Raw genomic sequence first — 20,387 nt, 5'->3', positions numbered from 1 at the left:
TGTGAGCGGTACGTTATACGTAATGCACAAACTGTTTTTGATCAAAGCGGAACTGGGTGTTGTAAACGCCACTGTCAGCGCGCTCGCCTGCGCCAAGCATCATAACGATATGATGGTCGTCGCTAAGATTGAGCAACGCTTTCATGGCAGGCTCATCAAAGCCGCCCATAGGACAGCTATCAAAACCATGAGCGCGTAATGCTAGCATCAGGTTTTCGGCGGCAAGCGCGGTGTTATTGGTTGCCCAGTTTTTGGTGTCTTCAAAGGTATAATAAGGCGATTTGATTGGGCCTTTTACGCGTCTGACCACTTGCGTTGCGCCCCATTTTGCAGCCGAAACCACGTTGGCTGGGCCGCGCAAAAAGTCCATCGTAACGACTTTGTTGTAGTAGTCTTTTACTTTCTTAGGCACTGGCTGATCAGGGTATTCGCGCAATACTTGCTGAGCGTGATCGTGCCAAACATCAGTACGAGCAACGATGGCAATCAAACGGGCTGATGTTTTTGCTGCGTTTTGATTCATGCAGTTTTTGACGGCGCGTTTGCGATTGTCAGCATCATCGATAACATAAAATTCCCACGGCTGTAGGTTGCTAGAGTTTGGTGCTAGCATGGCCAAACGCAGACAGTCTGCCAATACGTCATCAGGTATGGGGGTATCAGTAAAACGGCGCACGGAACGGCGTGACTCTACGATATCGCGAAAGGCTTTTAGCTGCGGCGTATGGTTTGGTGTAGCAATGGGGTCTTTATTATCGGTGTTGGCATTCATATTAGGATCCATGCTGAGAATTGGGTTATCAGTTTGAGTCGTTATTGATAGCACGTATTCATTGGGATTCGAATAGGTGATCAATACGAGTCAATGAGATAACGCTTGAGAGCAATAACATCGGACGATAATGATTGTTGGAGATCTACATATAAAGCTACTTTCAAATAGTAAGCATGGTCAATGAGCCAATACTTTTCATGAGAAAGGTTTTTAAATCGTTTAAATAGAGAGTATAGATACCAGCTGCTGCCAGTATCTATAATGTTTAGTCGGGGCTAGTGCTTTGTACGAGCTAATATCTTACAAATGCTAATGTCTTGCGAGAGTATGCTTAGCTTACGTGTTTAGCTTATAAGTCGCTTTCGTACTCGTCAGCAGTCATTAGTGCTTCGTAGTCAGCGATGTTGTCAGGCTTCATTCTGAAGAACCAACCTTCGCCGTATGGGTCAGAGTTGATGATTTCAGGATCATCTTCTAGTGCTTCATTGATAGCGATCACTTCACCTGAAATAGGCGCATAAACGTCAGAAGCCGCTTTTACTGATTCAACAACTGAGATTTCGTCATCAACAGCGATGATATCGCCCACATCTGGTAGCTCAACGAATACCACATCACCCAATAGATCTTGAGCATGGTCAGTGATACCAACAGTGATCGTACCGTCGTCTTCTAGGCGTAGCCACTCGTGACTCGCAATATATTTTAGCTCTGCTGGGATGTTGCTCATGGTCTCTCTCCTAAGTGATAGAGGTTAATTAACAAAAATAATGGAGGCTAGGCGTGTTGCCATTTTTATAATTGCGCGCAAAATGACAACGCGCTCTAATGATAGAATTTATAAGACCTAAGAGTCAAACTGTTGCTTGCCGTTACGGACAAAAGGTAGCTTTAGTACGCGTACATCGACGAATTTACCTTTGCCGCGTAGATCGACTTGTACGCTGTTATCTTCTGATAAGCTGGTAGGTACACGAGCAATCGCGATTGAATTTTTTAGGCTAGGGGAGAATGTACCGCTGGTGATAATGCCAGTTTGCTCGTTATCAGTGCCTTGATTGATAGTCACTGTCATGCCTTCACGCAATACGCCGCGCGTGGTCAATAGCAAGCCCACTTGCTTCATAGCGGTGTTGTCTTCTTTTGACTGCTTACGTTTGCTGACCAATGCTTCACGACCGACAAAGGCGCGGTCGTCTTTGAGCGCTAGCGTCCAGCCCATGTTGCACTCGTAAGGGCTGATGGTCTCGTCCATGTCATGGCCATAAAGGTTCATGCCTGCTTCCATACGCAAGGTATCACGTGCGCCAAGACCGGCAGGTTTGATGCCATTTGCTTTTAGCTGCTCAAAGAAAGCAGGGGCATCATCGGCATGCATAATGACTTCGACGCCATCTTCACCAGTATAGCCGGTACGAGCTACAAACCAATCGGTGCCTTCGATATCGGTCAAGTCAGCACCAACGAAAGGTTCTAGTGCTGCTAAGGTATCTGCCCAGCTTGGTTTGGCCTGAGCCAGTTTTGCAATAGCATTTGGACCTTGCACGGCAAGCATCGCAAGCTCAGGACGCTCGGTAATCGTAATATCAAAGCCTTCGGCGACTTTATTAAACTGTGCTAAGTCCTTGTCACGAGTGGCCGCGTTAGAGACGATACGGTACTCAGTTTCTTCTGCATTCATCAGGTAGACGATCAAATCATCGATGACGCCGCCTTGCTCATTGAGCATGCCAGAGTATAGCGCTTTACCAGTGGTGGTGAGTTTGTTGACATCGTTTGCGAGCAGCTTTTGTAGCCATGCTTTGGTATCAGCACCTTTGATATCAGTCACAACCATATGTGAGACATCAAACATACCTGCATCTGTACGTACTGCTTCGTGCTCTTCGATTTGTGAACCGTAATGAATTGGCAATTCCCAACCAGAGAAATCGACCAGTTTGCCCTCACTATCAATATGAGACTGGTAAAAAGGGGTGCGCTGAGGGGCTTGGGTTTGATCGTTTTGAGAAGTGATGTCTTGAGAATGGGTATCAGTCATAACAAATCCTTATGTGTACATCAGTCGTACTCGGCAGAGTAAGGAGTGATGCGCAACGTAAAAGTAGCGAGAAGCAATATTGCAAGGCGCAAATATCACATCAAAGGGTGACACAGAAAGCAAAGATGAAGACGTAAGCCAAACAGACGCTATACGTCAGTTTAAGCTAAAGCCCTATCTGTCCTGTGACCTGAGATTTTCAACACGAACTATCATTTTTGGGCAGTTATATGAGCCCTATCGTCGATGATAGCGTATTTTCTCCCCTTCGGTGGGTAAGACGTCGTCCGTGCTTACCACTCTCCAGATTTGTTATGCCTTATGTTTGATAAAAAAGTAGTGCGCTATGAGCGTCATATTACTAAATACTATCAAACAACAGTGACATGCGTTTTTCAGTCCTTTTACCTGAGCGATTGGCAGGGTGGATGCGCCTTCGGTGGTTATCTAGCAATTGCGATAGTTGTATAACCAATAGGGTTCAATACAAAAACGATGCTGATAAACTCTCTCCTGAAAAACGCTTTTATTATGAAAGGTTCAAAGCGCTTTTACAAGTCATCAAAGCCATTAAAATAAATAAATTTGGCAAAAATGATGTTTTGTTAAGGCAGTCTATGAAATAGGTTATATTTTACAATGATATTTTTGTCGCTCATATCAGCGTTTTATCTGTGTGTTTTCACAAAAATTACGATAGCAAAACGCAAAGCGACTACTGGTATTTGCCTGAAATATGCTAACCTACGCCCATAGTTTCTGATAGGTGGTTTTTATGCATTGCGATATTTATAAATTTCCAAAACATGACGACATGTATATCTACATTGCGCGTCCTGATTATCCTGACGATACTGATGAGATCAAAGACTGGCTTGGCGTATTACCAAAAGATTTCCGTGCAGGTTTAGGCCGTAGTAAGTTCGTCATGCATTTGGACTTATCAACTAAAGATAAGCTCGCTCGTGTCGATAAAGGAGAAGTACTGGCAAAATTACAGTCTCAAGGTTACTTTGTGCAGTTGCCGCCGCAAGACGTGATGCGCCGCCAAGCAGAGCTGCGTGCTCGTGAATCGCAGGACAGCATCTACAATTAATAGATTTGTCAGCAAGTAATTGTGGTAGGACATATCAATGCGCTACCTTGAAAATAGCGTCGATAAAAACCTACGACACACTTGCTCACATGCATTTGAGTAGAGAGTCGTGATAAACTGACACCCTACGCAATGTACATATAAGCCTACATAATGCACAAGTTCATTATGTAGTTGGCCTCATTCTGGTTCTACAGAACGCACATATACCGCTAGACACAGATTGTGTCATTGGCGATAAACGCAGGTAAATAAACACGCATGGACTGGTTAAAAAATATCTTACATAGCTTACCGCTAGAGTCTATCAGTGACATTCTCGGTGAGATTGCCATTTGGTGGGGCCAAATGGTAAAGGATGTCCCGCCCGCTGATTTGCCGATGTATGCTTATCTGGGCGGTGCTGTTTTGGTACTAGTGCTATGGATACTTGTGGCTCGTGTACTGCCAAAACCATTGGGCGGTATGAGCTGGATGGTTCTGTTTGCGGTATTATTAGCACCAGGTACAGCGCTTGGTGATCCGAGCGAGCTTGCACCAGCCAGTATTAGCGTCGTCTATGCTGTGATGATGAAAGATTACGCAGGCGCGGTTGCCAATATGTTGCCGATATTGGTGATACTGGTCGCAGGGTTGTTTGTTGGTTTTGTATGGCAGTTGATACGCAGCGCATTTGCATCAAGCTTGGATAAAGCCCGTAGCCGCAGCGCAGAAGATACACAGGCCACGTTACAAATGACCACAGGCAGTTATTTGCCAGAAGGCACTACCGTAACCGGACAGCCTGACACTAACGTGAGCTTAAAAAAAGACAATGCATTGGCTAAGAAAATGGATAGCGATACGTCTGATAAGTGATAAAAATAGGCTAGGCATTAAGATAGTACTATTTTTTTAGAATTTATTTGATACCCGAATAAAAAGACACCGCTGCGTGTCTTTTTTTATGCTCGACTGTTTATTAGACATATAAATAATTGCTCACTATACATTGCACATAACAATTGTTAATAAATGCGAACGCATGAGTATTTTGGCAATGTATCAGGCTGTGCTAATCTAATTTATTCTTTACTAATTTATCCTTTATTAGTCATTTATGTTTTAGACCTATCCATTTATAACAACTTATCTATAACAACAATCGAGATCTGATTATGACCACAGCTGACAATACTAAGAAAAACTTTACTGGTACCAGTAGTTATATTGCTACCGATGATTTGCAACTGGCCGTAAATGCCGCTATGACATTACAAAAGCCATTGCTGATCAAAGGTGAGCCTGGCACAGGTAAGACATTGCTTGCCGAAGAAGTCGCTGAAAGCTTGGGTATGCCACTGATTACTTGGCACGTCAAATCGACGACTAAGGCTGAGCAAGGACTGTATGAGTATGATGCGGTATCACGCCTGCGGGATTCGCAGTTGGGTGATGATAAGGTCTATGACATTGCCAACTATATCAAGCCGGGCAAGCTGTGGGACGCTTTTACCAGTACAGAGCGTAGTGTACTACTGATTGATGAGATTGATAAAGCCGATATCGAGTTCCCAAATGACTTGCTACATGAGCTTGATAAGATGTCTTTTTATGTTTATGAGACTGGCGAAACTATTACAGCGGCGCAGCGTCCAGTGGTTATTATTACTTCAAACAATGAAAAAGAGCTACCAGATGCATTTTTGCGTCGTTGTTTCTTCCACTATATTGACTTCCCAGAAGAAGAAACCATGCGCCAAATCATCGAAGTGCATTTTCCAGACATTCAGGAAAAACTGGTCAATGATGCATTGGATATCTTCTATAAACTGCGCGGTATTCAAGGTCTTAAAAAGCCGCCATCAACGTCTGAGTTGGTCGATTGGTTAACTTTGTTACTTGCTGATGATATGGCTCAGGACGAGCTAGAAGAAAATCTGCGCGGCGAAAAGTCTATCCCGCCTCTATATGGCGCATTGCTCAAAAATGAAGCAGATGTGAGTTTATTACAGCGTTTTGCCAATATGATGCGTCGTTAATGTTTGCAGCTTGCGTTGATTTTAACGTCTTATGTCCGATATCGGATGTCTATTATGAAGGTCAATGCAAACGCTCAACCTGTGACTGTAACTGTACCAATTAATGATATCAGCAATATCACCAGATAATAATATCAGCCAATAAGTGATACGACTCTTATGTTTATCAAACTATTCTATACCTTGCGTACTTATGGCGTGCCAGTCAGTACGCGCGAGCTGCTCGATCTCAATGCCGCGTTAGATAAAGGGCTGATGATGCAGTCGCATCCTGAAGATCCAGCACTGACTACTTTTGCTAGCCGCGAAGATATGTACCGGTTGATCCGACTGTGCATGGTCAAAGACGAGCGCCATTTTGATAAGTTCGATCGGGCCATGGCGGATTATTTTGAAGGTGTCGATAGTCTCGATATGGATGAGCTGTTGGCCAAGTTAACGGACGTGCCCAAAGAGTGGCTGGATCTAAAGCTCGATCCCAAAAATCTAACCGAAGAGCAAAGACGATTACTGAAAAAGTACGGCTCGCTTGAAGAGCTGATGAAGGCGTTAGAGGAACGGTTAAAAGAGCAAAAAGAGCGTCATCAAGGTGGCAGTAAATGGGTAGGAACGGGCGGGACTTCGCCATTTGGTGCCTATGGTGATCATCCAGAAGGTGTACGTGTCGGCGGTGAGTCTCGCAAACGTAGCGCAGCAAAAGTCTGGGAGCAGCGTAAATATCGCAATCTCGATGATGACAATCAGCTCGGTACTCGCCAAATTCAAATGGCGCTACGCAATCTGCGTCAGTTTGCGCGGACTGGCAGTGCTGACGAGCTAGATATTCATGAGACGATTAAACGTACGGCAAAAAAGGGGGTGCTCGATATACATATGCAGGCAGAGCGCCGTAACCGTGTCAAAGTGCTAATGCTGTTTGATGTGGGCGGCAGTATGGATATCCATGTCGAAGCGCTCGAAAAACTGTTTTCTGCGGCAAAAAATGAATTTAAAACCTTAGAGTTCTTTTATTTTCATAACTGTTTGTATGACTATGTGTGGAAGGACAACAATCGTCGCCATAGTGCACCGATGCCAACGTTTGAGCTACTCAATAAATATGGCCGAGAGTATCGTGTTATCTTCGTCGGTGATGCATCGATGTCGCCTTATGAGCTGATGACAGTAGGCGGCAGCGTAGAGTATATGAATAATGAAGCGGGCATCGTATGGCTGAAGCGAGTACTGGAGCATTTTGATAAAGTAACTTGGCTCAATCCTGAAAACCCATCGTATTGGCAATATACACAGACCATCGTTGAGATTAAAAAGCTGTTCGAAAATAAGATGTATCCGATGACGCTACATGGTGTTGAAGAAATGACTCAATATATGGCACGGTAATTTTGATATTCAGCCTGATTGATAAAGCCTGTTAACACAGCTTAAACCCTTATAAAAACAGCCGTTATGACAACATAGCGGCTGTTTTTTTATCGATGCAAATAGGTTCTATAGTCATCCTATATTGGTATGCCTAGTAAAGTGTGTTAACATTCATTTTAAATGAATGTTATAAATATTCTGTATTGGTCGGCTAATAATTTTGATGACTACTGTAAAAAGGTCTACTCATTATTGCCAGTTTAGACGGATTATTTTTAACATTTCAATTTATCAATGTAGTTAATGACTAAGAGAAACAACATGGCCTCACCAAAAACGTTAGAAATTGTCACCGCAACCGTTCCTGTACTTGAACAACATGGTGTTGCGATTACCACTGTGTTTTATAAAAATATGTTTAATGAGCATCCTGAGTTGTTAGATATTTTTAATGAGACCAATCAAAAACTAGGCCGTCAACAGACCGCACTGGCTACAACAGTATTGGCCGCTGCCAAGCACTTGGACAAACTGGCTACGCTATTGCCACAGGTGACCCAGATTAGCCATAAACATAGAGCCTTACAGATATTACCTGAGCATTATCCTATCGTCGGCAAACATCTAATTGGGGCGATAAAAGAAGTGCTAGGAGAGGCAGCCACTGACGACATCATTACCGCTTGGACAGAAGCTTATGATGAGATCGCCTCCGTGTTTATCCAGATTGAACATGGCATGTATGAAGAAGCAATGTGGCAGGGGTTTGCGCCTTTTAAAGTGACCGAAAAGGTAGCGGCTGCTACGGATATCGCAGCCTTTACAGTAGTGCCAGTGAACGACAATGAAGATAGTAATCAAGATATTGACCTGAGCAAATTGACCTTAACCGCTGGTCAATACATCACGGTGAAAACAGACCCAAAAGACAGCGATCATATTGCGCTGCGTCATTATTCTTTATACTCTGCCAGTACTGATGCAGGCATTCAGTTTGCTGTTCGACGTGATAACCGTAATGAGCATCATGGGTTGGTTTCTAACTATATGCATGATCAACTAGAAGTCGGTGATACGGTTTTATTATCGGCACCAGCTGGTGACTTTGCGCTCAATCAAGATTTGGTACAGCAAAATGATATTCCATTGGTATTAATGAGTGCAGGGGTCGGGGTTACGCCTGTACTGTCTATGCTAGAGGCGCAAGTATTAGCCAATCCTAAACGACCTATTATATGGGTTTATGCATGTCAAAATATCGCCCATCATGCTTTCTCTGATCAGGTAGAAGTATTACTCGAACAGGCTGAGAGCGTAGAAAAACATATCTTTTACTTTGAGTCTGGGCAGATGTTAGATGAGACATGGCTTGCTACCTTGCCTAAGCCTGCTGATATCTATGTGTGCGGCTCGATGCCATTTATGGAAAGTATGATTGATGGGTTGGTAGCATTAGATCATGGTGCCGATAGCGTTCACTACGAACCGTTTGGCCCTAAAATGAGCTTGGGTGGTTAGTTTTTAGCGATTGTTAGCCATTAATTATTACCAATAACAAAAAAAGCACTTGAATGACAACGTCATTTCAAGTGCTTTTTATTGAACGCAATATAAGAAGCAATAGGAGTTAGATATTAACATTGAAATATAGATGCGTATTACTCTTTATTTTCAACCAATCCAATCATCACGCCCATCTCTTTTTTATCCTGCTTATCGATACTAGGCGCATACAATGCTGAGGCAATACCACCGTCTAAAAACAGCGCGTTTGAACAACCTAACTCATTCTTAAATAGTTCTGCAAACTGATAAAAGGTCACAGGCTCATCGCTATTAACGAGCTGTATACTGCCATCACGGCAAACGCCTGCACCATTACGCAGTTTGATTGAGCTGCTATCAGGGTTGAACTTTGGGTGTATCTCGTCATTGATGACCAGCATAGGACCCGACTGCGTCGCATACCAAGGCTGCACATCACCATTGCTTATCTGCTCATTTAACGCATTACTTTCGGTGATTTGCACGTTGCCAGCTTGGTCCCACCACATAACCCCATTAGGTAATAGATGAAAATTACCGCCACCTTCTTTTGTATTTAGCGATTTGAGTTCTTTGCCTTCGATGACGGTATAGCCAATCGGCGCATAGTTTTCATTATACATGCCTGCATTCATCGCAAATTTGAGGGTCTCATGATTCGGTAATGTGGCCAATAACGCATCAAAGGTCAGCAGAGGCTCATTGTTATCAGAGGATTGCCAAAACAGTTGTAATGAATAACGCTCGCTCGCTAACGCGGTAGCATCGACACGGCAAACACTATAAGCAAAGGGCGTGTCTTTAGTCTGACATGACCAGCTATCGGTATCGCTACTAGTCGCATTGGTATTTGTCTGCTGGCAGGCGCTCAGGCCTAGCGCAAGTACCATCGTTGATAAGAATAAGTTAAAAATAGAACTTGGCATCAATCACGCGTCTTTTAATGTGTAAATTATTTGAGTTTGGTTACTATCTACCGCTTAATTACTCCTTCATCACTACTTTTTAAATACAACGATTTAGGCACTGATTCAGTCATTAGTAGGCGGAAAGTCACGGATTGTATTGTTCACATTACCAATTAATCGTCCACCATCGGTGAGATTGGTCAAGTGCTCAGAATTATACCCAGCGCTGTGTTCTGTTGGCGCGCCAGTTTCCTTGCCCTTATCACGCGAGTCCTTGTTATAAGCAATGAGCGCATCATTATTGGCTAAAAAGCTATCAGGGTTTGCCATGACCCACATCTGGTTAAATACGTCGGCACGGGCACTATGATCGAGCAGTGCGCCTTTATCAGCAAAATAGAAGAATTTGGATAGCAGCTTAATTTGCCCATCATCTAGACGGCGTGCGATATGGTACGGCTGTAATTGGCTAGGATGCTGTAAACCGACCGCGCCTACGATACTGGCAAGCGATTTTAGCGTGTTTTTGTGGAAACTTGCAACACGCTCAGCTTTACTAGGGACGTCGAGCGCCTTTTGACGATAAGGGTCTTGAGTTGCCACACCTGTCGGGCAAGTGTTGGTATGACAAGAGCGCGACTGAATGCAGCCGACCGCAAACATAAAACCACGTGCTGAGTTGCACCAATCTGCACCTAGCGCAATCATGCGCGCAATATCGAAGCCTGAGACTATCTTGCCGCTGACGCCAAGCTTAATTTTGTCACGAATACCAGCACCAACTAAGGTATTGTGTACCAGCAAAAACCCTTCAACCATTGGCATGCCGACATTGTCCATAAACTCGACGGGCGCTGCACCAGTGCCGCCTTCTGCACCATCAATAACGATAAAATCAGGATAGTTATCCGCCTCTATCATCGCTTTGACAATCGCCATAAACTGCCATGGTTGACCAATACATAGCTTAAAGCCAACTGGCTTGCCACCAGATAACTCACGCAGCTGCTGCCAAAAGGCGACTAACTCGCGCGGGGTGCTAAATGCGGTATGCGAAGAAGGCGAGATACAGTCTTGACCCGTAGGTACTTGACGTGTGTCTGCAATCTCTTGCGTAATTTTGCTAGAAGGAAGGACGCCACCTTTACCAGGCTTGGCACCTTGTGAAAGCTTGATTTCAATCATTTTAACTTGCGGATCGACAGCTTTTTCAGCAAAAGACTGTGGATCAAAGTTACCATCATTATCACGGCAACCAAAGTAGCCTGTACCCAATTCCCAAATCAAATCACCACCGAACTTACGATGATAAGGGCTGATCGCGCCTTCGCCCGTGTCATGAGTAAATCCGCCCAATTTTGCGCCTTGATTGAGTGCCATGATGGCGTTCGCTGAGAGACTGCCAAAGCTCATTGCTGAGATATTGAATACTGACATATCGTGTGGCTGCTGACAACGCTCACCGCCGACCATAATTCGAAAGTCTTTGTTCTCTAGTGGTGCACTGATGGTAGATTGCAAAAACCATTCTTTACCATGAGTATATAGATTGTCCAACGTACCAAAGGCATTGGTATCGCTGACGTTCTTAGCACGTTGATAGACTAGCGCACGCTGCTGGCGTGAAAACGGCACTTGTTCTTTATCATCCTCAAGCAAGTACTGGCGAATCTCAGGACGGAAATCTTCCAACACGTATCGAATATGTCCAGCGACAGGGTAGTTGCTCAATATCGCGTGCTTGGACTGAATCAAATCATAAATACCAAGCGCCACAGCCAAACCACCGATAACAATCAGCCACCAACTTACCAATAATAGACCCGCTAATAGAATTAAAATCGCCGCGCCGAACGTGCTATAGCGAAGTAATAATCCGATAAAATACGGCGAGCTGGTTTTGGGTTCAGGGTTCAGATTGGTACGAGATTCAGGCATAACGAGGCTCAATAGTAATGATTGATATAGATAAGATGCTTACATTTGTCGCGTACATCATACACGCATGACGTCGTTACGTCGGTATCAATGGGTAACAGGGTTATCCAAATCATTTTTGTTGAGAGCGGCATTAGTTCGATTACGGAAATAAGTAATGACAGTATATGCAATAAAGTGATTAAAAATAGCCCATATGTTACTTTAAACAGCGAAACCGTTGAGCAGGGTAGCCATAATATTTTAAGAAAATATCTAGATGAAGACATGCTGACAACTATTGATCCATTTGATGCGGTGCAACTGGCGTATGTGATTGAGGTATGTATCAGCTATAAAAACCAAGCGGCGGCGGGGCGCTATCTATACGCGAATTCGCGCGATAAATTAAAAAGCCCGAACGATAGCGATAGATTGCGTAAGTATCTAATGAAATTTGGGCTGAGGTTTGATGGATTAAAACGATAATATTAAAAAGGAGAGGATATGAACAATACAGGATTTGTCGCGGGAACGCTCGTTCATACGGATAAAGGATTGGTACACATTGAGCAGCTAAAAGTTGGCGATATGGTATTGTCTCGTGATGAGCATAACCCGAACGGTGATCTTATCTATAAAAGAGTATTGAATACGTTTGTTTCCACTGAAAAGAAAAGGATTTTTAGCGTAGCATTTGAAACTGTAAAAAGAGATATGGATTTAGAGAAGTTTAATAGAGTTAAGTCGGGTGAGATTATTGCTAATGAAAAAGAAAGAAACGGCTTGTCTTATCTGTTTTGCACAGGGAATCATGCATTCTGGACTAAAGAATCTGGATGGACACAAGCTGAAGATTTAGCAATTACCAAACGCTATAAAAATGAAGATAGGGATTATACTTTAGTGTGCAAAGACGGGTCACCTACGTATGGTGCGAGTCTTTTTACATCTAAAGAACCACTTTATAGAACAAGTTTGGAAGATGTAGCATTACATAAGGTTGAAAATATCGACGACTACGGAGTAGCTAATTATGTAGATTTTAGTCAAGAGAAGCCTAAAATTTTGAAAAACTGTAGGATTTGGACAAAGGCTGAAGATGAAGAATTTTTAAGTGAAAGTCAAAGCTTTATTGATTTAGATATCGAAACCCATCATAGGTTTTCAGATAAAAATAAAGATCAACTCCATTTTGAATGGATTACTGATTTGTATAATGAAGATAAAAAAAATTATTACGTTGATAACGTTTATAACATCGAGATCGAAGATTACCATACATACTTCGTTGGTGAGTATGGTGTTTGGGTACATGACGCCAGTTTGAACAACCAACCAAATCAATAATAAAAAATAAAAGGAATATAAATGACTAATTCAGGATTTGTGGTGGGAACGCTAGTCCATACGGATAAAGGTTTAGTACCGATTCAGGATATCAAAGTGGGCGACTTAATTTTAACAAAACCTGTGCTCTCCAAGTTTGAAAGTGGTCGTGGTGACATAGAGTATCAGCCTGTCATAAGTACGTTTACATCCCCGAAAAAGGAAAGAATCTTTAAAGTTGAATACTTTAACGAAACGGTAGCCAAGCAAGGTGAGAAGGGTAGAAACTATATCTTATGTACCAGTAACCACCCATTTTGGGTAACTCGCCAGCCTGACGATACGGAAGGTGAATGGCTATCGGCGGAGCGCTTGCTAGCTGGATATCTAACCTCTGCTCATGGCGATACGATTGCGCTTGATGATTATTCGTTTATCCCTGTACGCACCTTACCTAATTTCCCTGAAGGTACAGCGTATACTCAAAGTATTGAGGAACATGACTTATGGGAGACAAACGGTCTGGTTCAGTTTGTGAGATTTACGGATGATGGCTACGAGTTTGTTAGTTTAGCCAATACAGAAGAAGCGTTCAAAGAAGAGATCAAAACCGTCAATATGCAAACTTCTGATGCCAAGTTGCTCATCAATGAAAAGGCACCCTTTATTATAGACCCTGATCTTTATAAAACTTTAAATACTAGACTAGATCAAGACATGGGTGGTTTATATACACACTCCTCTGAAAGCTTTATTGAGTTTGCAAACTCACCTTTAGTGTATGAGGGTAAAATAGTAAGAGAAAATAAGATAATTAACTTAGGTAGACATAAGATAGTTCTTAATAACATTGAAAGATATGGTAATGCAACAGGATTGTTAGAGGGTAGTATTCATAAGCAGATGCGACGCTATAACGATATATGCCCTAACCCTTATGAGGACCACGTCTACAACATAGAAGTGGCGGACCATCATACTTATTTTGTCGGGCATGATGTGGTGTGGGTGTTGGACGCTAAAGAGTCAGCCAATTAACCAGTCCTTTAGTCTATATCAATAGAAAAGTGTCATGACTGGCTAAAAGGCTTATATCTTCACCATATTACTGTTTTAAACCCCACCACCAATCCGCTCCGCCAACGCCTGCAATTTTGGCACTATGATTGCCGCATAGTCGTCCGCTTCCCAATTAGCACTCGGTACACTGGCATTCAGCGAATACGCGTATTGTCCTGTTGCGACATCATATACCCCAACCGCGACTGCCAATATGTCAGTAGAAAACTCCCCATCAGACACGGTATAGCCATACTTTGCATAATGCTCTGCCGCGCTGGCTAGGGCGGTTTGCGCATCGTTATATTCTTCAACAGACAAATTATCTTGGAGATTATTAATGATGACCGCTTGTCTTGCTTGTGAGCTTGCCGCATAAAAAGCACGTCCGATAGCAGTGCGTGCGACAGGTACAGCGGAGCCAACCTGCAAGTTGACCGATAGTCGAGCAGGACTACGACAGCAGGCGTGATAGCGCATCTCTCCTTCGACTTCAGTCGCTAGGTTCACCGATACTTCGTTGTCACTGGCGAACTGCCGCAACAATGGTTCAGCGTACGCCACCATATCATGACGACTCCATGCAGTCGCACTGAGACGTACCGCACTACTGCCCAGTTGATACTGTCCGTATTTATTCGTACGCAAAAACCCAAGCGTGATTAGAGTATGGATAAGGCGAGTAATGGTTGCTTTTGGTAGTTCGGTCATCTGACATAGCTGCTGATGGGTGAGCCGCTCATGGTGCTCAAAAGCTGCCAGTATGATCAGTCCCCGTCCCAATGCCGTCACAAACTGTCGGTCATTCTCGTCCTTATTTTGACTCATTGTTGCATGCATACGTTCGAGTAGCGGAGTAGCTGTTGATAAGGGTTTTGTCATTTTATACTCATCTTTTTTTGATAAAGGTTTACAGCGTAGCGAAAGTTTGGTTAAATGGTTTTAAATTATGAAACTAAGTTTCGCACAGCGGAATAACGAAGTCAATGACTTGTTAGACCAAATGATGTATCAATCACTATTCGTCAGTCAGGATGACTGATACCAAGGAGATCCACATGGCAACATCTACTAGCCCACGCTTTGATTGGGAAGATCCTTTTTTACTACGTGACCAGCTCACTGAAGAAGAGCGCATGGTCACCGAAAGCGCTCGTCAATTTTTTCAAAAAGAGCTGATGCCTGGCATTATCGAGGCCAATCGTAACGAGAATTTTGACCGTAATATCATGCGTCAAATGGGTGAAATGGGCCTGCTAGGTGTCACGATTGAAGGTTATGGCTGTGCTGGCTTATCGAGTGTTGCTTACGGTCTGATTGCCAAGGAAGTGGAAGCCGTTGATTCGGGCTACCGTTCAGCGATGAGCGTACAGTCAAGCTTGGTTATGCATCCTATTTGGGCGTATGGCACAGAAGAGCAAAGAGAAAAGTATTTGCCAAAGCTTGCTACAGGTGAGTATGTAGGCTGCTTCGGTCTGACTGAACCAGACTCAGGATCTGATCCTTCATCGATGTCTACTCGTGCGCGCGCCGTCAATGGTGGTTACGAGCTGACGGGTAATAAAATGTGGATCACCAACAGTCCGATCGCTGACGTGTTTGTCGTGTGGGCAAAAGATGATGCTGGCGAGATTCGCGGTTTTGTTTTAGACAAAGGCATGAAGGGCCTATCCGCTCCAAAAATCGAAGGCAAGTTTTCACTACGTGCCTCAGTCACCGGTGAGATCGTCATGGACAAAGTATTCGTTCCTGAAGCCAATGCTTTCCCAGATATCCGCGGTCTAAAAGGACCGTTTGGCTGCTTAAACAAAGCCCGTTATGGTATCGCATGGGGTTCGATGGGTGCGGCTGAGTTCTGCTGGAAAGCGGCTCGTCAGTACACGCTCGATCGTAAGCAGTTTGGTCGTCCGCTAGCGGCAACGCAGTTGGTACAGCTAAAGCTGGCCAATATGCAAACTGAAATCACGCTAGGTCTACAAGCGGCATTACGTGTCGGTCGTTTGATGGATGAAGACAATGCAGCGCCTGAAATGATCTCACTTATTAAGCGTAATAACTGCGGCAAGGCGCTTGATATCGCTCGCATCGCTCGTGACATGCATGGCGGTAACGGTATCTCTGATGAGTTCCATATTATCCGTCACGTGATGAACTTGGAAGCCGTCAATACTTACGAGGGTACACATGATATTCATGCGCTTATCCTAGGCCGCGCACAGACAGGCATTCAAGCGTTCTTCTAAGCGTTTTTAGCTAATAATTTTTGGTAAAACTGTATTTTATGACGTACGTTACTGCTTGGCTTTTTATCAAAAGAGCATTAACAGTAGCGTACGTTTTTCAGTTGTTCTTCATGATTTAGCTATTTAAACGCTAAATCCTGAAGAACAATTTTATGATTAAAAAATATGCGACAGAGTAAGGGAATCTCATGACAGATATGATTGATATGGCTAATATGCCAAAGGGCGCATTGCATGGCATCAAAGTGCTCGATTTATCGAGAGTGCTGGCTGGCCCTTCTTGTACGCAAGTGTTAGCTGATCTTGGTGCCGAAGTCATCAAGGTTGAGCGTCCGCATATCGGTGATGAAACGCGTCATTGGGCACCGCCAACATTCAGCGATGATACCTCCGCTTATTATGCTACGATTAACCGCAATAAAAAATCACTGACGGTAGATATCACTACGCCGACAGGGCAAACCATTATTAAGCAGCTAATCGCTGACAGTGATATCTTGGTCGAAAACTTTAAAGTCGGTGGTCTGAAAAAATACGGCTTGGATTATGACAGCTTAAAACAAGACAATCCGCGGCTGATTTATGCGTCATTGACAGGCTTTGGGCAGACAGGTCCCGATGCCGCGCGCCCTGGCTATGATTATATTATCCAAGGATTATCAGGGCTGATGAGCATCACAGGCCCTAGTGATGGCGAACCGCACAAAGTTGGCGTGGCAGTCGTCGATTTATTTGCAGGTTTACAGTTGACGATTGGTATTCAAGCGGCACTGCTGGCGCGTCAAAATACTGGACTTGGGCAACACGTCGATGTGGCATTACTTGATAGCGCGCTCGCCATGCTAGCCAATGTCGGTATGAATCATTTGGCATCCGATAAGATACCGCCAAGACTAGGCAATCAGCATCCTAATATCGTGCCGTATCAAGTGTTTGCGGGTGAGGGCGAGCAGCATTTTATTTTAGCCTGTGGTAATGACAGTCAGTTTGCCAAACTGTGTGATGTGCTTGCAGTTGATTGGCATACCGATGAGCACTTTGCGACCAATCCACAACGCGTTGCTAATCGCGAATTGTTGTGCGGTGAGCTGACTAAGCATTTTGCCAAGCAGTCACGTACCTATTGGCTAGAGGTTTTAGATCAAGCAGGCATTCCATGCGGTGCGATTCATAACGTGGCCGAAGCTTTGGCCATGCCGCAAGCACAAGCCCGTGAGATGATTGTTAATTTCACCGAGCAAGGCAGTCCAGTACGCGCACTTGGTAACCCTATCAAATTGTCCGCATCACCTGTCACTTATCGTACGCCACCACCGAAGTTAAGCGAACATACTGATAGTACGCTTGCTGATTTGGGTTATGATAGTGAGATGATCGCTAAGCTAAAAGCTGATGGGATCGTTTAACAGAATTTTTTGGATTATATTTTTTAGACCTGCACTGATATTCAATCCTAACGCTACCTTTCAGCGTTAGGATTGAAGCCTAAATGCTGCTCGATTTGCTCCGCCAATTCAATCAATACCGCACTGACCTCAGCCCGTTTAGACTCATACTCTCCTTGCAAAAAACTCACTGCCATACCAGCGACCGCATTTCCTGACGCATTACGAATATAAGTGCCTAAGCAGTACATCCCATCGCGCAATTGTCCATCATCGAGCGATACTCGGCTTTCTTGTATCGCTGCAAGCTCAGTTGCCAAATCGGTAAAATTCTTGACCCCATGCTGGGTCATCGGCGTCGGAAACGTATCTTTATACAATGATTTGATACTGCCCATCGACAACGTGGATAGCATGGCTTTGCCTGTCGCAGAAAATACGGCAGGTACACGAACGCCTGCACGAAACGTAAAGCCAAGCGGCGCAGGCGACTCATGACAAGCCAAAAATACTACTTCGCCCAAGTCCAGTTTTGATAAGGTAACCGTATGCTGAAGAAGTACCGGATACTGCACAATCAAATCTTTAAACAACTGCACCACGCCTTGCTGCTGTTCGTACTTACCTGCCCAATACATCAAATATGAACCCAAATAAAAACGGCTTTCAGGGTCTTTGTAAATGACATGTTTGGTCAATAGACTCTGCAAAATATTGTGAGTGGAGCTACGCGGTAGCCCAAGCTCTTTTGCGATATGAGCCGCTGTCAGAGGCTGTGAGCTATCGGTAATCAAGTCCAAAATTTGAAACGTTTTGTCTAGCGCAGGCACGGCAGTCGAGCTCATAAATAACCTATAAAGTGAAATAAAAGAAAGAAGTACAAGATAATTTTTAAAATAATGAGATTAAGGGTTGCAAATCGCGTCATATCGTTCTTATAATGACGTCTCGTATATAGAATACTTGTTCAGTATATTGAACAAATAATGAATTATCAATAATTATTTACGACTTACCATTGTATCCATTCTTATAAATACACCCTATATGACAAGGAGCGTCAACATGTCACACGCGCTACAGTTATCAAATCCAGATTTACTCAAACAATCTTGCTTCATCAAAGACGGCTGGCATGCTGCTAGTGATGAAGCTGTACTTGATGTAAACAATCCTTTTAATGGCGAGCTCATTGGTACTGTACCAAGTCTTACCACAAAAGATGTCAACGAAGCCGTTGCTTACGCTCATGATGTCCAAGCAGACTGGGCAGCAAAAACAGCCAAAGAGCGTGCAGAGTTATTGCAAAAGTGGGCTGATCTAATCGATGCCAATAAAGAAGATTTGGCCATCATTATGACCGCTGAGCAAGGCAAGCCACTAACTGAATCACGTGGTGAGGTAGGTTATGCCAACAGCTTTATCCGCTGGTTTGCCGAAGAAGGCAAACGCGTCTATGGCGATGTGATTCCTGCCAATAGCACACAGCTACGTCATGTCGTTCTTAAGCAGCCAGTTGGTGTTTGTGCCGCTATTACGCCTTGGAACTTTCCAGCTGCGATGATCACGCGCAAAGTTGCTCCTGCACTAGCAGCAGGCTGTACGATTATTGTCAAACCAGCCACCGAGACACCGTATTCGGCATTGGCACTGGGTGTATTGGCAGAACAAGCGGGTATTCCAGCTGGCGTTATTCAGGTTGTAACCGGTAAGTCTTCTGTCATCGGCGACATTCTAACGGGCGATGCACGCATTCATAAACTGTCATTTACAGGTTCTACAGAAGTAGGCCGTACGCTAATGGCACAATGTGCGCCAACTATTAAGAAGCTATCGTTAGAGTTGGGTGGCAATGCGCCATTTATCGTCTTTGATGATGCCGATCTAGAAAAAGCCGCTGCTGGTTTAATCGCTTCTAAATATCGTAATGCTGGTCAGACTTGTGTCTGTGCCAACCGCGTATACGTTCAAGACAGCATTAAAGATAAATTCTTAGATGTCTTTGTCAAAAAAGTCGCTGAATTAAAAGTAGGTAACGGCTTAGAAGAAGGCGTCGATATTGGTCCTCTTATCAACAAAAAAGCGTTAGATAAAGTTCAAGCCTTGCTAAAAGATGCGCTAGATAAAGGCGCAAAACTGGTCACTGGTGGTAGTGTCAATGATGCTTCAGAACTGACTTATAACCCAACGGTTATCACAGATATTAGCAGTGATATGGACATCGCCTCTGAAGAAATCTTCGGACCGATTGCGACCATCTTTACCTTCAAAGACGAAGCAGAAGTTATCCGTGCTGCTAACGATACTATCTATGGCTTGGCCGCTTACTTCTATAGTAGCGACTATGCCCGCTCATGGCGCGTTACCGAAGGGTTGGAGTACGGCATTATCGGTCATAATACTGGTCTAATTTCTACAGAAGTTGCCCCATTTGGCGGTGTGAAGCAGTCTGGCTTTGGCCGTGAAGGTTCAAAATACGGTATCGAAGACTATATCACGACCAAATACTGGTGCTCTGATATCACCTAATAGCCATAACCTAATGAGTTGGCTTAATGGTTAGCACAGTAACAATTAGCAAAGCATCAACTAGCGCAAATTTTTAGATATCTATGGTGTTTTGGGTCAAACAAGCACCATGTGATATCTACTGAGTACAAAGACAAACATCAAATAAACCGCCAATCACTAGATGGCACTTAT

At 43.8% G+C, this 20,387-nt stretch carries 18 protein-coding genes and 2 riboswitches; of the genes, 11 read left to right on the top strand and 7 right to left on the bottom strand.

The features are described from left to right. Nucleotides 1-13: 13 nt before the first annotated feature. The 3 genes from CXF69_RS01795 to gcvT all read right to left on the bottom strand — a co-directional run bounded on the left by CXF69_RS01795 (nucleotide 14) and on the right by gcvT (nucleotide 2,816). A complete protein-coding gene (locus CXF69_RS01795; RefSeq protein WP_101205699.1) occupies nucleotides 14-772 on the bottom strand; it encodes a nitroreductase family protein in 759 nt (252 codons plus the stop codon). A gap of 352 nt (nucleotides 773-1,124) precedes the next feature. Beyond that, a complete protein-coding gene (gene gcvH / locus CXF69_RS01790; RefSeq protein WP_057760766.1) occupies nucleotides 1,125-1,505 on the bottom strand; it encodes a glycine cleavage system protein GcvH in 381 nt (126 codons plus the stop codon). Nucleotides 1,506-1,622: 117 nt separating this feature from the next. Next, nucleotides 1,623-2,816, bottom strand: coding sequence for a glycine cleavage system aminomethyltransferase GcvT (gene gcvT, locus CXF69_RS01785; protein WP_102078286.1), 1,194 nt, complete (start codon nucleotides 2,814-2,816; stop codon nucleotides 1,623-1,625). A gap of 168 nt (nucleotides 2,817-2,984) precedes the next feature. Continuing rightward, nucleotides 2,985-3,133, bottom strand: a riboswitch (glycine riboswitch). 69 nt (nucleotides 3,134-3,202) lie between these two features. Next, a riboswitch (glycine riboswitch) is annotated at nucleotides 3,203-3,342 on the bottom strand. Nucleotides 3,343-3,591: 249 nt separating this feature from the next. Between gcvT and CXF69_RS01780 the strand changes: the two genes are divergently transcribed. The 5 genes from CXF69_RS01780 (at nucleotide 3,592) to CXF69_RS01760 (ending at nucleotide 8,816) form a co-directional block, all read left to right on the top strand. Then, nucleotides 3,592-3,912, top strand: coding sequence for a YcgL domain-containing protein (locus CXF69_RS01780; protein WP_101205697.1), 321 nt, complete (start codon nucleotides 3,592-3,594; stop codon nucleotides 3,910-3,912). Between the two features lie 261 nt (nucleotides 3,913-4,173). Next, the gene (locus tag CXF69_RS01775; RefSeq protein WP_101205696.1) at nucleotides 4,174-4,770 is read left to right on the top strand and encodes a hypothetical protein; all 597 of its coding nucleotides are present in this window, start codon (nucleotides 4,174-4,176) and stop codon (nucleotides 4,768-4,770) included. 299 nt (nucleotides 4,771-5,069) lie between these two features. After that, nucleotides 5,070-5,933, top strand: coding sequence for an AAA family ATPase (locus tag CXF69_RS01770; protein ID WP_101205695.1), 864 nt, complete (start codon nucleotides 5,070-5,072; stop codon nucleotides 5,931-5,933). Between the two features lie 159 nt (nucleotides 5,934-6,092). Continuing rightward, entirely contained in the window at nucleotides 6,093-7,316 is a 1,224-nt protein-coding gene (locus tag CXF69_RS01765) for a vWA domain-containing protein (protein WP_101205694.1), read from the top strand. A 303-nt stretch (nucleotides 7,317-7,619) separates the two neighbouring features. Continuing rightward, the gene (locus CXF69_RS01760; RefSeq protein ID WP_102078285.1) at nucleotides 7,620-8,816 is read left to right on the top strand and encodes a globin domain-containing protein; all 1,197 of its coding nucleotides are present in this window, start codon (nucleotides 7,620-7,622) and stop codon (nucleotides 8,814-8,816) included. Nucleotides 8,817-8,956: 140 nt separating this feature from the next. On the opposite strand, the gene CXF69_RS01755 is transcribed toward CXF69_RS01760, so the two are convergent. Next, on the bottom strand, nucleotides 8,957-9,769 hold the full coding sequence (locus CXF69_RS01755; protein WP_102078284.1) for a phosphodiester glycosidase family protein: 813 nt from the start codon (nucleotides 9,767-9,769) through the stop codon (nucleotides 8,957-8,959). A gap of 105 nt (nucleotides 9,770-9,874) precedes the next feature. Further along, entirely contained in the window at nucleotides 9,875-11,689 is a 1,815-nt protein-coding gene (locus CXF69_RS01750) for an FMN-binding glutamate synthase family protein (RefSeq protein WP_101205691.1), read from the bottom strand. Between the two features lie 90 nt (nucleotides 11,690-11,779). Here CXF69_RS01750 and CXF69_RS01745 point away from each other — a divergent pair, with 90 nt between their 5' ends. From CXF69_RS01745 to CXF69_RS14460, 3 genes are read left to right on the top strand one after another with little or no spacing between them, the layout of a single operon-like run. Beyond that, nucleotides 11,780-12,157, top strand: coding sequence for a hypothetical protein (locus tag CXF69_RS01745; protein WP_102078283.1), 378 nt, complete (start codon nucleotides 11,780-11,782; stop codon nucleotides 12,155-12,157). 18 nt (nucleotides 12,158-12,175) lie between these two features. Then, entirely contained in the window at nucleotides 12,176-13,018 is an 843-nt protein-coding gene (locus CXF69_RS14465; protein ID WP_102078282.1) for a hypothetical protein, read from the top strand. A 21-nt stretch (nucleotides 13,019-13,039) separates the two neighbouring features. Then, the gene (locus CXF69_RS14460; protein WP_102078281.1) at nucleotides 13,040-14,035 is read left to right on the top strand and encodes a Hint domain-containing protein; all 996 of its coding nucleotides are present in this window, start codon (nucleotides 13,040-13,042) and stop codon (nucleotides 14,033-14,035) included. A gap of 75 nt (nucleotides 14,036-14,110) precedes the next feature. Here the strand turns inward: CXF69_RS14460 and CXF69_RS01730 are convergent, their stop codons facing one another. After that, complete coding sequence (locus CXF69_RS01730) at nucleotides 14,111-14,938, bottom strand: IclR family transcriptional regulator (protein WP_102078280.1); 828 nt, start codon at nucleotides 14,936-14,938, stop codon at nucleotides 14,111-14,113. 176 nt (nucleotides 14,939-15,114) lie between these two features. Between CXF69_RS01730 and CXF69_RS01725 the strand changes: the two genes are divergently transcribed. After that, nucleotides 15,115-16,299 (top strand): acyl-CoA dehydrogenase, encoded by a 1,185-nt coding sequence (locus tag CXF69_RS01725; protein ID WP_102078279.1) that lies wholly within the window; start codon nucleotides 15,115-15,117, stop codon nucleotides 16,297-16,299. Between the two features lie 197 nt (nucleotides 16,300-16,496). Beyond that, on the top strand, nucleotides 16,497-17,705 hold the full coding sequence (locus tag CXF69_RS01720; RefSeq protein ID WP_102078288.1) for a CaiB/BaiF CoA transferase family protein: 1,209 nt from the start codon (nucleotides 16,497-16,499) through the stop codon (nucleotides 17,703-17,705). A gap of 53 nt (nucleotides 17,706-17,758) precedes the next feature. On the opposite strand, the gene CXF69_RS01715 is transcribed toward CXF69_RS01720, so the two are convergent. Beyond that, nucleotides 17,759-18,529: an IclR family transcriptional regulator gene (locus CXF69_RS01715; protein WP_102078278.1), complete on the bottom strand. Its 771-nt coding sequence runs from the start codon at nucleotides 18,527-18,529 to the stop codon at nucleotides 17,759-17,761. A gap of 220 nt (nucleotides 18,530-18,749) precedes the next feature. Between CXF69_RS01715 and CXF69_RS01710 the strand changes: the two genes are divergently transcribed. Beyond that, complete coding sequence (locus CXF69_RS01710; RefSeq protein WP_102078277.1) at nucleotides 18,750-20,213, top strand: NAD-dependent succinate-semialdehyde dehydrogenase; 1,464 nt, start codon at nucleotides 18,750-18,752, stop codon at nucleotides 20,211-20,213. Nucleotides 20,214-20,387 lie beyond the last annotated feature (174 nt).

The sequence above is a fragment of the Psychrobacter sp. Choline-02u-9 genome (genome assembly GCF_002836505.1).
GTDB lineage: Bacteria > Pseudomonadota > Gammaproteobacteria > Pseudomonadales > Moraxellaceae > Psychrobacter.
Note: the sequence above shows the minus strand (reverse complement) of the source record. Positions and strands in the feature narration are given on the sequence as shown.

Coding starts and splice junctions, on each gene's coding strand:
- CXF69_RS01720 (WP_102078288.1), top strand. CDS start 16,497: ATGATTGATATGGCTAATATGCCAAAGGGCGCATTGCATGGCATCAAA.
- CXF69_RS14465 (WP_102078282.1), top strand. CDS start 12,176: ATGAACAATACAGGATTTGTCGCGGGAACGCTCGTTCATACGGATAAA.
- CXF69_RS14460 (WP_102078281.1), top strand. CDS start 13,040: ATGACTAATTCAGGATTTGTGGTGGGAACGCTAGTCCATACGGATAAA.
- CXF69_RS01745 (WP_102078283.1), top strand. CDS start 11,780: ATGGGTAACAGGGTTATCCAAATCATTTTTGTTGAGAGCGGCATTAGT.
- CXF69_RS01715 (WP_102078278.1), bottom strand. CDS start 18,529: ATGAGCTCGACTGCCGTGCCTGCGCTAGACAAAACGTTTCAAATTTTG.
- CXF69_RS01795 (WP_101205699.1), bottom strand. CDS start 772: ATGAATGCCAACACCGATAATAAAGACCCCATTGCTACACCAAACCAT.
- gcvH (WP_057760766.1), bottom strand. CDS start 1,505: ATGAGCAACATCCCAGCAGAGCTAAAATATATTGCGAGTCACGAGTGG.
- CXF69_RS01780 (WP_101205697.1), top strand. CDS start 3,592: ATGCATTGCGATATTTATAAATTTCCAAAACATGACGACATGTATATC.
- CXF69_RS01765 (WP_101205694.1), top strand. CDS start 6,093: ATGTTTATCAAACTATTCTATACCTTGCGTACTTATGGCGTGCCAGTC.
- CXF69_RS01775 (WP_101205696.1), top strand. CDS start 4,174: ATGGACTGGTTAAAAAATATCTTACATAGCTTACCGCTAGAGTCTATC.
- CXF69_RS01730 (WP_102078280.1), bottom strand. CDS start 14,938: ATGACAAAACCCTTATCAACAGCTACTCCGCTACTCGAACGTATGCAT.
- CXF69_RS01710 (WP_102078277.1), top strand. CDS start 18,750: ATGTCACACGCGCTACAGTTATCAAATCCAGATTTACTCAAACAATCT.
- CXF69_RS01760 (WP_102078285.1), top strand. CDS start 7,620: ATGGCCTCACCAAAAACGTTAGAAATTGTCACCGCAACCGTTCCTGTA.
- CXF69_RS01750 (WP_101205691.1), bottom strand. CDS start 11,689: ATGCCTGAATCTCGTACCAATCTGAACCCTGAACCCAAAACCAGCTCG.
- gcvT (WP_102078286.1), bottom strand. CDS start 2,816: ATGACTGATACCCATTCTCAAGACATCACTTCTCAAAACGATCAAACC.
- CXF69_RS01755 (WP_102078284.1), bottom strand. CDS start 9,769: ATGCCAAGTTCTATTTTTAACTTATTCTTATCAACGATGGTACTTGCG.
- CXF69_RS01770 (WP_101205695.1), top strand. CDS start 5,070: ATGACCACAGCTGACAATACTAAGAAAAACTTTACTGGTACCAGTAGT.
- CXF69_RS01725 (WP_102078279.1), top strand. CDS start 15,115: ATGGCAACATCTACTAGCCCACGCTTTGATTGGGAAGATCCTTTTTTA.